The 11498-nt window shown below is 67.9% G+C and carries 11 protein-coding genes; 6 read left to right on the top strand and 5 right to left on the bottom strand.

Features of this window, described 5'->3' with window-relative positions; translation table 11 throughout:
- Positions 1-6: 6 nt before the first annotated feature.
- The 5 genes from LHU95_RS07205 to LHU95_RS07185 all read right to left on the bottom strand — a co-directional run bounded on the left by LHU95_RS07205 (position 7) and on the right by LHU95_RS07185 (position 5648).
- Positions 7-1221 carry an efflux RND transporter periplasmic adaptor subunit gene (locus tag LHU95_RS07205; RefSeq protein ID WP_248710686.1) on the bottom strand — a complete coding sequence of 405 codons (1215 nt, stop codon included), beginning with the start codon at positions 1219-1221 and terminating at the stop codon, positions 7-9.
- A gap of 190 nt (positions 1222-1411) precedes the next feature.
- A complete protein-coding gene (locus LHU95_RS07200) occupies positions 1412-2125 on the bottom strand; it encodes a transporter substrate-binding domain-containing protein (RefSeq protein ID WP_248710685.1) in 714 nt (237 codons plus the stop codon).
- On the bottom strand, positions 2115-3725 hold the full coding sequence (locus tag LHU95_RS07195; protein ID WP_248710684.1) for a thiamine pyrophosphate-binding protein: 1611 nt from the start codon (positions 3723-3725) through the stop codon (positions 2115-2117). Before LHU95_RS07195 ends, LHU95_RS07200 begins: the two co-directional genes overlap by 11 nt.
- Positions 3726-3750: 25 nt before the next feature.
- On the bottom strand, positions 3751-4140 hold the full coding sequence (locus tag LHU95_RS07190; RefSeq protein ID WP_248710683.1) for a hypothetical protein: 390 nt from the start codon (positions 4138-4140) through the stop codon (positions 3751-3753).
- A gap of 29 nt (positions 4141-4169) precedes the next feature.
- Complete coding sequence (locus LHU95_RS07185; protein WP_248710682.1) at positions 4170-5648, bottom strand: D-aminoacylase; 1479 nt, start codon at positions 5646-5648, stop codon at positions 4170-4172.
- Between the two features lie 113 nt (positions 5649-5761).
- Here LHU95_RS07185 and dctP point away from each other — a divergent pair, with 113 nt between their 5' ends.
- The 6 genes from dctP to LHU95_RS07155 all read left to right on the top strand — a co-directional run bounded on the left by dctP (position 5762) and on the right by LHU95_RS07155 (position 11493).
- Positions 5762-6739 (top strand): TRAP transporter substrate-binding protein DctP, encoded by a 978-nt coding sequence (gene dctP, locus LHU95_RS07180; protein WP_248710681.1) that lies wholly within the window; start codon positions 5762-5764, stop codon positions 6737-6739.
- 80 nt (positions 6740-6819) lie between these two features.
- Positions 6820-7410, top strand: coding sequence for a TRAP transporter small permease (locus LHU95_RS07175; protein WP_248711520.1), 591 nt, complete (start codon positions 6820-6822; stop codon positions 7408-7410).
- Positions 7407-8684, top strand: a complete 1278-nt coding sequence (locus LHU95_RS07170; protein ID WP_248710680.1) for a TRAP transporter large permease — start codon at positions 7407-7409, stop codon at positions 8682-8684. Before LHU95_RS07175 ends, LHU95_RS07170 begins: the two co-directional genes overlap by 4 nt.
- Before the next feature lie 63 nt (positions 8685-8747).
- Entirely contained in the window at positions 8748-9992 is a 1245-nt protein-coding gene (locus tag LHU95_RS07165) for an ABC transporter substrate-binding protein (protein WP_248710679.1), read from the top strand.
- Positions 9993-10006: 14 nt separating this feature from the next.
- Complete coding sequence (locus LHU95_RS07160; protein ID WP_248710678.1) at positions 10007-11287, top strand: serine hydrolase domain-containing protein; 1281 nt, start codon at positions 10007-10009, stop codon at positions 11285-11287.
- Between the two features lie 53 nt (positions 11288-11340).
- On the top strand, positions 11341-11493 hold the full coding sequence (locus LHU95_RS07155; RefSeq protein WP_248710677.1) for a hypothetical protein: 153 nt from the start codon (positions 11341-11343) through the stop codon (positions 11491-11493).
- Positions 11494-11498: the final 5 nt, after the last annotated feature.

The raw sequence follows: 11498 nt of genomic DNA, 5'->3' as shown, positions 1-11498 counted from the left end.
GCGGGCCTAGCTCCCAACGGCCGGGGTGGCGCCGCGCTCGGTGGCACGCACCCGGGTGCCGGGGCGGATGCGCTGCAGCCCCTCCACCACCACGCGGTCACCGGGGGCGAGGCCCTCGGTCACCATCCAGTCATTGCCGATCGCGCGGTTGGCACGCAGCACGCGGCTTTCCACCACGCCTTCCGCATTCACCACGAAGGCCATGGGCTCGCCACGCGGGGTGCGCAGCACGGCGCGCTGCGGCACAAGGATCGCGCGATCCGTCACCCCCTCCTCGACGCGGGCGCGGACGAACATGCCCGGCAGCAGCAATTGATTGGGATTGGGGAAGACGGCGCGCACGGTGACCGAGCCCGTGCCCTGGTCCACGATCACCTCGGAGAACTGCACCTCGCCGGCATGCGGATATTCCGAGCCATCCTCCAGGATGAGGCGTGCCGCCGCGCGGTCGGCCGAGGGCCGGCGCAGCGCGCCGCTATCCACGTCACGCCGCTGCTGCAGCAGCACCGCACTCGGCTGGGTGAGGTCCACCAGGATCGGGTCCAGCTGCGCCACCGTGACCAGTGGGGTGGGCTGGTTGGCGGTGACGAGGGCACCCGGCGTGACCGTGGCCCGGCCCGTCCGGCCGGTGATCGGCGAGGCGACGCGGGTGTAGTTCAAGTCAATCCGGGCGGTTTCCAGCGCCGCGCGCAGCGAGATGATGTCCGCCTGGGCCTGGCGCAGCGTCGCTTCGGCATTCTCCAGGTTCTGCTCGCTCACCACCTGGGACCGCGCGAGGGAGCGCAGCCGGTTCGCGGTGCTCAAGGCCACGCGCTCGGTTGCTTCCATGCGTTGCAGCGCCGCCTCGGCCCGGCGCACGGCGGCTTCTAAAGGGGCCGGGTCAATCTGGAAGAGCGACTGGCCGACCGTCACGGATTCGCCCTCGGTGAAGAGGCGTTCGCGCAGCAGGCCGCCCACCTGGGGGCGGATTTCCGCGACACGGAAGGGCGCGGTGCGGCCGGGCAACATCGAGGTGACGGGGATTTCCCGGCGTTCCAGCGTGACCACCGTCACCGCGACGGGCGGTGGCGGCGCGGGGTTCGCGGCGGCGCGCGTAGGCTGTTCATCGCAGCCGGCCAGCAGCAGCGCCAATGCGCCCGCCGGGGCCGCGCGCCTCAGCAGCGCGGGCAGCCAGGAGGCTGAAGGAACCGGCGGAAGGGCCAGCGCGGTCACATGCTTCATGTCGGTCACCCAGAGACGATCGTTGCAGAAACTGGTAAGTTTCCAAACAATGTCAATGAAGCAATCACCGATCTTTTTGAGGAACCCTGCGTCAGGGGATACAAATTACTGATTACAAATAAAGTTTTTATGCTGCGCTGCGGAGGAAACGCCCCACGCGGCCAGGAACCGGCATGCGCCTGGTTCCCCCTCAGCGCGCGACCGTGAGGCCGCGCACCTGGTGCTTCGCGATCAGGCTCGCGATCAGCCCACTCGCCTTCGCCTCCTCCACGAAATCATGCAGCCACGCCGCCGCGGCCAGATTGGCGCGCGCCGTGCCGATGGCCTGCTGCACCGTGGTGAAACTTCCCTCAAGGATGCGCGCGCCGGGCAGCGCCTCGGCATCGCTCAGCAGGCGCGGCTTGAGGCCGGCCAGCACCTCCAGGCCCTCGCGCTGGAACAGCTCGAAGGCGCCATCCAGGCTCTCCGCGCGCAGCAAGGTCGCCGAATGGATATTGCGCTCCAGCCAGAGATCATAGGCGGCGCGCGCCGTCACCGCGATGCGGATGCCAGGCCGGTCCACCTGCGCCAGCGTGGTGATGGGAGAATCGCCGCGCACCAGATAGGTCGCCTCGATCTCGGCATAGGCGGGGGTAAAGGCGATCTTTTCCGCCCGCTGCGGCTCGGCGCCGATCAGCCCGATATCCCATTGCCCCACGGCATCGGCCAATTCGCCGGGGCGCGGATAGGGCATGTAGCGCACCGGCACGCCGAGCCGTTCAGCGATGGCCCGCGCCATGCCGGGGGAGACCCCTTCCGGATCGCCCGCGGCATCGCGCCCGATCACCAGGAGGAAATTGCTCATATTGATGCCGGCGCGCAGCACGCCGGTGGGCGCCAGCTGCGCGAGAATATCAGGAGACATGGGGCAGCACCGCCTGCATCGAGGTTTTCACGAGAATCGCGGCCGGCCCAGGTGCCGCGATGGCGGCCTGCATGGCGGCGAAGTCATCGCGCGCATTCACCCGCGTGACGGGCAGCCCGAAGGCCTGCGCCCAATGGGCGAAATCGGGGTTGGCGAACATGGTGCCACTGACCCGCCCCGGATGCTCGCGCTCCTGATGGATGCGGATCGAGGCGTAGCCCAGGTTTTCCGAGAGCAGCAGCTTGATGGGCAATCGCCGCTCCAGCGCCACCGCCATTTCGCCGCCTGTCATCAGGATGCCGCCATCGCCCACGCCGCAGACCACAGTCCGGCCGGGGCAGCGAAGTGCCGCGGCGACGGCGGCCGGCACGCCGAACCCCATGGCGCCCGAGACCGGCACCAGCAGCCGCTGGCCCGGCCGCCAATTCACCTTGCGATAGAAGGGCGCGCCGAAGGTGCCGGCATCCAGCGTGATGATGCCATCCGCCGGCAGCGCCGCATGCACCGCCTGCGCCACCTCGGCAAAGGCCAGGCCATCCGGCCAGTCGCGCGGGATGACGGCGCAATCGGCCACATGCAGGGCACGCAGCCGGGCGATCCACTCGCCGCGTGGCGGGCGCTTGCCGGGGGCGCCGAGCACGGTCATCAGCGAAACAGGGTCCGCCGTGGTCGCGACCTCGGCCGGGAAGTGCCAGTTCAGGTGCTTCGGATCGGCGCAAAGATGCACGAGGCGCTGGCCAGGTGCCGGCCAGGAATAGCCTTGCGTCGTGATGTCCGTCAGCCGCGTGCCGAAGGCGAGGATAAGGTCCGCCTCGGCAAAGGCCGCGCGCTGCGCATCGGGGTTCCGCAGCCCCAGATCGCCGGCATAGAAGCGGCTGGCATTGTCGAACAGATCCTGCCGGCGGAAGGACACCGCGACCGGAATCTCCCAGGCGGCCGCGAAGCGCGCCAGCGCCGCGCGCCCCGCCTCGCTCTCGAAGCCATGGCCAGCGAGCAGGATCGGCCGCTCGGCCGCGTGCAGCAGATCGGAGATGCGGGCGACCTCGGCCGGCGCCGGCAGGGCGGGCCGCGCGGGCGTGATCGCGGGTGCGGCGGCCCCGCAGGCCATCGCCAGCACATCCTCGGGCAGGGAGAGCACCACAGGGCCGGGCACGCCCTGCATCGCCGCCGCATAGGCGCGGGCGATGAGTTCGGGCACCTGGTCCGGCCGCGTCGCCTCGCCCACGAATTTGCAGAAGCCGCCGAACATCTGCAGGTAGTCGATCTCCTGGAAGGCGTCGCGCCGCAGGTCGCGCGCTTCCACCTGGCCGATCAGCAGGATCAGCGGCACCGCATCCTGCTCGGCCGTGTGCAGCGCGATGGCAGCGTTGCAGGCGCCGGGGCCGCGGCTGACCAGCACCACGCCGGGGCGTCCGGTCAGCTTCGCGTCCGCGATGGCGGCGAAGCCGGCCCCGCCCTCATGCCGGCAGACCACAAGATCCATCGGCGCGTCATGCAGCGCATCCAGCAGCGCGATGTAGCTTTCGCCCGGCACGCAAAAGGCGCGGTCCATGCCCTGTCCCACCAGGAAGGCGACAAGGCGTTCAGCGGCAGTGGTCAAGGGCTGTTTCCGTTCGGGTTGGTCGTCAACGGGCACCCTGTTCCCAGATGCGCGCCGTGCTCTCCGTCACATTGCCGCGATCCACGCGGAGAATGACTTCCATGGACAGCATCTGCCGGTTTTCCAGCGGGCGACGCATGGTGCAATTCCACTCGCCGGTCGCCCCGGCGGGGGCCGTGCAGCTGAAGCCCAGCGTGTTCAGCCGCTGCACCGCCGGGCCCGGATCGGCCCCGCGTGGCGAGAGCTGGTCCACATCACGCTTCAGCGCATCCGTCGCCTGGCGCGTGCCCTGGCGCAGATAGATCTCAAGCGGGGTCACCGGCCGATGATCCGGCCAGACGGTGGCAACAACCGCAACAGCCGCCAGGATGCCCACCCCGACAATTGCGGCCCGCCTGATGGTTCCCGGTTGCATGACCACCGAATCCTCTGGATGCGCCGCCATCAGGCGGCTTTGAGCCTGGGATTGCCCAGGAATCGGCCAGGTGCCGCATGGCCCGGCCCCTGCCCTTCGACATGCGTCCGCACCCCGTTGCACCACACCTGCGCGATCCCGTCCGAGACCAGCATGGGCTCGGCATAGGTCGCGTTGTCCCGCACCCGGGCGGGATCGAACAGCACGAGATCGGCAAAGGCGCCGGCGCGGATCACGCCGCGATCGGGCAGGCCGAAGACCTGCGCCGCGCGGCCGGTCATCTTGTGGACCGCGCTCTCCAGCGTGAAGAGCTTGAGGTCCCGCGCATACATCCCCAGGACGCGCGGGAAAGTGCCCCAGAGCCGCGGATGCGGCTTGGCGTCATGCGGGATGCCGTCACTGCCGATCATGGCGCGCGGATGCGCCATGATGCGCCGCACATCCGCCTCATCCATCATGAAGGTGATGGCACCCGCCGGCAGCAGGCGATCCGCCGCCGCGCGGCGCGTGACACCCCATTCCTGCGCGATGTCATCGAGGTTGCGGCCCGCCATTTCGGGATGCGGGATGGACCAGGTGATCTGCACCGGCACATCCTGGCGCAGCTTGTCGGGCATCAGCACAGTCGAGCCGGCCGGATAGGGATAGACGTCATAGGCGACCGGCTGGTCCTGCCCCATGCGGTCCATCAGCGCCAGCGTATCGCGCGAGCGGCCAAAATTCTCGCTCATGCTGCATTTGTGATGGCTGATGACGACTTCGAGCGGCTGCTCCGCCGTGCCCGCCTCGCGGCCCACGCGCAGCGTCTCGCGGATGCTTTCCATCACGAAATCGGCTTCGTCGCGCATGTGGGTGGCGTAGAGCCCGCCTTCCTCGCGCAGGACTTCCGCGATGGCGATGACCTCCTCGGTCGGCGCCTGGGCGTTGGGGGGATAGTAGAGGCCGGTCGAGAAGCCGCCGGCACCCTCCCGCAGGGCGCCGCGCAGGCGCTCCTGCATATGGGCGATCTCGCGGTCATTCGCGGCGCGATAGACATCGCCCGCCATGGCTTCCACGCGCAGCGACATGTGGCCGCAAAACGCGAAGGTGTTGACCGAGGTGGGCTTGCGCGCCAGCGCCTCGGCGTATTCGCCGAAGCCGCCCAGGGTGAACCAGCTTTCATCGCCCAGCAGATCGAGCGGCGGCGGCGGGCGGTTGGACAGGCGCAGCGGTGCGAGGCTGACGCCGCAATTGCCGACCACCACGGTGGTGACGCCCTGGCTCGTCTTGCAGTGCATGCATTCGGGGCCGCAGATCACGGCGCGGTCATCATGCGTATGCGCATCAATGAAGCCGGGGGCGAGAGCGAGGCCCCGGGCCTCGACTTCCTCCTGGCCGGAGGCACTGCCCAATTGCCCAACGGCCACGATGCGGTCCCCCTCCACCGCGACATCGGCGGTGAAGCGCGGCGCGCCGGTGCCATCCAGGACGGTGGCGTCCCGAATCACAAGGTCACAACGCAGCGTCATGGACATTCCCCCAAAGCGATCATTGGCATCATGGAACAGGATGACGGCAAAAGCCATGTTGCGCCGAGGCACCCTAATAACGTATCCGGGAAACAGAAAGTCTGGAGGAAAACATGTCCCTGTTCCGTCGTTCGGCCCTTTTGGCCGGCTTCGCCGCCCTGGTTGCCGCCGCACCCGCCCGCGCGCAGACGCAAATCACCATCCATCATGCTTTGCCCCCCAACAGCCACACCGGCGCTGGCCCGATCGCCTTCAAGGAAACCTTCGAACGGCTGACCAACAACCGGTACCGCGTCGTCGTCCAGCGTAACGACAACGAGCGCGAGATGATCGAGAGCGTGCAGATCGGCACGATTGACTGCACCTTCACCTCGACCGGTCCCGTCGGCAATTTCGTCCCTGAAGTGCGTATCTTCGACGTGCCCTTCCTGTTCCGTGACACGGCCCATGCCCGCGGCGTGCTGGACAGCGAGATCGGCCAGCAGGTGCTGGGCCGCTTCTCGGCGCGCGGCCTGCATGGCGTGATCTGGACGGAAAACGGCTTTCGCCACCTGACGAATTCACGGCGCGAAGTGAACCTGCCGGCCGATATGCGCGGCCTGAAGGTCCGCACCATGGAGAACCAGGTGCACATGCGGGCCTTCACCCAATTGGGCGCGCTGCCCACGCCCATGGCCTTCTCCGAACTCGTCCCCGCCTTGCAGCAGGGCACGGTGGACGGGCAGGAAAATCCCATCTCCGTCATCGTGGCGAACAACCTGAACCAGGTGCAGCGCTACATGACGCTGACCAACCACGTCTATTCGCCGGCCGTCATGATCTGCAACCCGGCCACCACGCAGCGGCTGCCCGCCGCTGACCGCGCGCATTTCATGGCCGCCGCCAAGGCGGCCCAGGATGCCAACCGCGCCCGCGTGACCGCCGATGAAGCGAGCGGCGTGGATGAACTGCGCCGCCGCGGCATGACGGTGATCACCACCGTCAACACCTCCGCCTTCCAGGAGGCGCTGGCCCCCGCCTTCGCCGAATGGGAGCGCACGATGGACGCCGCCCTGCTGCGCCGCATCCGCGACTGGCGCCCGGCGCAATAAGCCGCCGCATACCAGTAACGTCAGCCGCGGGATGACCCTCCCGCGGCTTTTTGCTTGAGGGGCCATCGCGCGTGAATCCCATGAACATCCTGCCGCTGATCATCGTGCTGGGCGGCACATTCGCGCTGGTCTTGGCCGCCATATGGGTGGGCCAGGAAGCCTATGGCCCGCGCGCGCAAATCCGCCGCGCCCTGCTGATGGCGGACCGCATCACCACCGGCATCGCTACCGCCATCGCCATTGCGGCGTTGCTGGTCGCGGTGTTTGCCGGCTTCTGGCAGGTGGTGGCCCGCTTCGCCACGGAAACCCCCTCCATCTGGTCCGAGGCACTGGTGCGCACGGCGCTGATCTGGATGGCTTTCATCGGCCTCGCCGCCGCGATCCGCACGGGCTCCCTCGTCTCGATCGACATGGCGCATCGCTATTCGCGCGGCAGGATCCGGCGCGGGATCGAAGCCGCGGTGCTGGCCGGCAATCTCTCACTAATGGGGGTGCTGTTCTGGTTCGGCTGGATCATGGCCGAGCGGGTGAAATTCCAGGAGATGGCCGGCCTCGAAGTCTCCATCAGCTGGGGCTACGCAGCGCTGCCGATCGGGGCCGCCTTCGCCGTGCTGGGCGCGCTGGGGCAATTCCTTGATCGCCAGGCCGAAGAGCTGGAGATGGCGGTATGAGCTCCTTCATGCTCACCGCGATGCTGGTGCTGTTCGCAGCCAGCATCCCGGTCGCGGTCGCCATCGGCATCGCCGCCGTCGTCGGCGTGGCGGGCTTCACGAATTTCCCGCTGATCGTCGCCGCACAGCAGCTTTATGTCTCGCTGGACCGCTTTCCCCTGGCCGCGATCCCCTTCTTCATCCTGGCCGGCAACCTGATGGATGTGGGCGGCATTTCGCGGCGGCTGGTGGATTTCGCGAAATCCATCGTGGGCGGCGTGCAGGGCGGCCTGCCGGCCACCTGCATCGTCACCTGCATGATCTTCGCGGCCATCTCAGGCTCCTCCGTCGCCACCACCTTTGCCATTGGCGCGGTGATGATCCCGGCCCTGATCAAGGCCGGCTATCCGGTGGCCTTCGCGGCTGCCCTGATGGCGACCGCCGCTGAACTGGGCGTCATCATCCCGCCCTCCATCCCGATGATCCTCTACGGCGTCACCACCCAGACGAGCATCCCCGAATTGTTCATGGCGGGCTTCGGCCCGGGCTTCCTCATCGGCGGCGCCTTGATCGTGACCGTCCTGGTCTGGTGCCGCATCACCGGCTGGGGGAAGAATGACGGCGAGGGCCGGCTGCCCTTCCTGACGGCCACCCGGCAGGCCGGCTTCGCGCTGTGCATGCCCTTCGTCGTGCTCGGCGGCATTTACGGCGGCATCACGACGCCGACCGAGGCGAGCGTCATTGCCGTGGTCTATGCCGTGCTGGTGGGCATGTTCCTGCACCGCGAGATAGGCCTGCGGGACCTTTACCCGATCCTCAAGAAATCCGTGATCAGCTCCACCGTCATCATGTTCATCATCGCCTGCGCCGGACTGTTTTCCTGGCTGCTGAACCGGCAGGGCGTGCCGGATGCGGCGGCGGAGCTCATCGTACAGACCTTCGACGGGCCGATGTTCTATCTGCTGGGCGTGAACCTGTTCCTCTTCGTCGTCGGCATGTTCGTCGAGACCTCGGCCTCCATCATCGTTCTCGCCCCGATCCTCGCGGAAGCGGCGGAGCGGCTGGGCATCAACCAGGTGCATTTCGGCACGGTGATGGTGGTGAACCTGGCCATGGGGATGATCACGCCGCCCTTCGGCGTGAACCTCTTTGCCGCCGCCCAGGTGGCCGGCACCAGCATTGATCGGATGATGCGCTATCTGCCCATCTTCATCGGCGTGATCTTCGCCTGCCTCATGGTCATCACCTATGTGCCGGCCATCGTGATGTTCCTGCCCGACCTGCTGTTTCGCTGAAGACGCTTGCGCGGGGCGAAAACCCCGCGCAGCATCCCTGGAAAATCAGGGATGGAAACCGCCATGAGCCACCTCACCCGTCGCGGGGCGTTGACCGCCGCCCTTGCGGCAGCACCGGTCGCCGCACACGCGCAAGCGCGCGACAACACCATCCGCATCGGCGTGCTCGCGGATATGAGCGGGCCTTACCGCGACACCTCCGGCCCCACCTCCGTCGCCGCCGTGAGCCAGGCGATCGAGGATCTGGGGCTCGCCGCGCGCGGCATCCAGGTCGAGGTGCTGTCGGGCGATCACCAGAATCGGCCGGATGCGGCCCTGGCCCTGGCGCGGCGCTGGATTGATACCCAGGGCGTGGACATGATCTGCGAGGTGAACAACAGCGCCATCGCACTCGCCATCGCCAACCTCGTGCGGGAGAAGGACAAGATCCAGCTGGCCTCGGGTGCGGCTTCCAGCGCGCTCACCGGCCCGCAATGCTCCACACACACCATCCAATGGACCTATGACACCTGGATGTTCGCCAATGTGGTGGGCGGTGCGACCGTCCGCTCGGGCGGCGACAGCTGGTTCTTCATCACGGCCGACTACGCCTTCGGCCACCAGCTGGAGCGGGATACGACGCAATTCGTCACGCGCTCGGGCGGGCGGGTGATGGGAAGTGCCCGCTACCCCTTCCCCGGCACCTCCGATTTCAGCTCCTTCCTGCTCCAGGCGCAGGCCAGCCGCGCCAAGGTCATCGGCCTCGCCATGGCGGCGGCGGACATGCAGAACTGCGTGAAGCAGGCCCATGAATTCGGCCTGACCAGGCCCAGTAGACAAGGAGGGGGCCAGCAACTCGCCGGCATGATCATGTTCGTGCAGGACATCCGCTCCATCGGCCTGGAAGCGGCGCAGGGCATGGTGATGAGCGAGGTCTTCTACCACGACCTGAATGACCGCACGCGCGGCCTTGCTTCCCGCATCCTGCGCCGCACACCGGACAACATGCCCAACCAGGAGCATGCGGGCACCTATTCCTGCGCCATCCATTACCTCAAGGCCGTGGCGGAGGTCGGCGTCGCGCGGGCCAAGGCCTCCGGCATCGAGGTCATCAACGTGATGAAGCGCATGCCCACCGATGATGACGCCTTCGGCCCCGGCCGCGTGCGCGAGGATGGCCGCAAGATCCACCCGGCCTATCTCTTTGAAGTGAAGGCGCCGGCCGAAAGCCGCGGCATGTGGGACTTCTACAAGCTGCGCTCCACCGTCCCCGCCGAGGACGCCTTCCGCCCGCTGGCGGATGGCGGCTGCCCCCTGATCCGCACCTGAACCGGAGAACCGACATGACCCCACGCCGCCACCTCGCCCTGCTTTCGGGCTCTGCCCTCCTCGCCCCCGCCGTGCTGCGCACGCCTGCGCACGCCCAGGAGGCGGAGCGCCGCGAAGACCTGATCCAGGGCTTTTCGCGCACGCGCCTCGCCCGCTTCCAGCCCGCCATGGAACGCGAAGTCGAACGCGGCAGCTTCAACGGCGCCGTGGCGCTGATCGCCCGCAACGGCCAGGTCATCCACCACGAAGCCTATGGCCACCAGGACAATGCGCGCCGCGTGCCGATGACGCGCGAGGCGATTTTCCTCCTCGCCTCGATGACCAAGCCGCTCACCAGCGTCGCCGCCATGATGCTCATCGAGGAGGGCCGCATGAAGATCGGCGACCCGATCACGCAATGGCTGCCGGAGCTGCGGGAGTTGAAGGTGCTGACCGCGCAGGGCGAGGTGCCGCTGGCGCGCCCCATCACGGTGCAGGATCTGCTGCGGCATTCCTCGGGCTTCGTCTATGCGGCCTCCTCGCCCTTCCCGCGCATCCGCGAGATGTATGAGGAGCACGACATCGAATCCCGCCGCGCCCCGGTGCCGGGCGATGAGATGCTGCGCCGCCTGGGAACCATCCCGCTCGCCTTCCAGCCGGGGGCGCAATTCTTCTACTCGATCAGCACGGATGTGCTCGGCCTGCTGCTGCAACGCGTGGCGGGCCAGCCGCTGGACCGGCTGATCGCCGATCGCATCACCGGGCCGCTCGGCATGACGGATACGGTCTGGTGGGTGGACCCGGCACGGCGTTCGCGCGTGGCCGAGAGCATCACCTCAGACCCACTCTCCGCCTCCATGTGGCAGAGCTACCGCATCGAGCAGAACCCAGTGCCGGCCGGGCATTTCAAGGGCGGTGCGGGCATGGTGGGCACCAGCGCCGATTACCACCGCTTCGCGCAGATGATCGCCAATGGCGGCACGCTGGAAGGCAAGCGCTACCTCTCCACCCCCACGGTGAACTGGATGCTCTCCGACCATATGGGCAGCATGGGCGGCACGCCGGCCGCCAGCACCGGGCCTGGCTATGGCTTCGGGCTGGGCTTCGCGATCCGGCGCGAGCAGGGCATCGCCGTCGCACCGGGCTCGCCCGGGGATGCGATGTGGGCGGGCGCCTGGGGCACCAGCTTCACCATTGACCGGGCGGAAAAGCTCGTCGGCGTCTTCATGGCACAGGGGCCGTCCAGCCGGACGCATACGCGGATGGTGTTCAAGAACCTGGTCTATGGCGCCATGGTGGAGAGCCTGCGCGGCTGAACTTGCGGCGCAGCGTTTCAGGGCCATTTCGCCTGTATTCGAGGAGATGACCGATGGTCCTGAAACTGATCTGCGCCCAGGTGATGCTGACGAAACTGGCGGTGCGCGGCGCCTTTACGGCGGGTGCCGTGGCCGGCACCGCCGGGGTGATTGGGCTTTGCGCGCTTCGTCAGGCGGTGAAGAAGGCAAGGGGCGCTGCCCCTTGAACCCC

The organism is Sediminicoccus sp. KRV36 (genome assembly GCF_023243115.1).
Classification (GTDB): Bacteria; Pseudomonadota; Alphaproteobacteria; order Acetobacterales; family Acetobacteraceae; genus Roseococcus.
The sequence above is the reverse complement of the archived record's forward strand: the minus strand, read 5'-3'. Positions and strand labels throughout refer to the sequence as shown.

Excerpts from the sequence above, each read along its gene's own strand:
- LHU95_RS07205 (WP_248710686.1), bottom strand. The coding sequence starts at position 1,221 with ATGAAGCATGTGACCGCGCTGGCCCTTCCGCCGGTTCCTTCAGCCTCC.
- LHU95_RS07200 (WP_248710685.1), bottom strand. The coding sequence starts at position 2,125 with ATGTCTCCTGATATTCTCGCGCAGCTGGCGCCCACCGGCGTGCTGCGC.
- LHU95_RS07190 (WP_248710683.1), bottom strand. The coding sequence starts at position 4,140 with ATGCAACCGGGAACCATCAGGCGGGCCGCAATTGTCGGGGTGGGCATC.
- LHU95_RS07185 (WP_248710682.1), bottom strand. The coding sequence starts at position 5,648 with ATGACGCTGCGTTGTGACCTTGTGATTCGGGACGCCACCGTCCTGGAT.
- dctP (WP_248710681.1), top strand. The coding sequence starts at position 5,762 with ATGTCCCTGTTCCGTCGTTCGGCCCTTTTGGCCGGCTTCGCCGCCCTG.
- LHU95_RS07175 (WP_248711520.1), top strand. The coding sequence starts at position 6,820 with ATGAACATCCTGCCGCTGATCATCGTGCTGGGCGGCACATTCGCGCTG.
- LHU95_RS07170 (WP_248710680.1), top strand. The coding sequence starts at position 7,407 with ATGAGCTCCTTCATGCTCACCGCGATGCTGGTGCTGTTCGCAGCCAGC.
- LHU95_RS07165 (WP_248710679.1), top strand. The coding sequence starts at position 8,748 with ATGAGCCACCTCACCCGTCGCGGGGCGTTGACCGCCGCCCTTGCGGCA.
- LHU95_RS07160 (WP_248710678.1), top strand. The coding sequence starts at position 10,007 with ATGACCCCACGCCGCCACCTCGCCCTGCTTTCGGGCTCTGCCCTCCTC.
- LHU95_RS07155 (WP_248710677.1), top strand. The coding sequence starts at position 11,341 with ATGGTCCTGAAACTGATCTGCGCCCAGGTGATGCTGACGAAACTGGCG.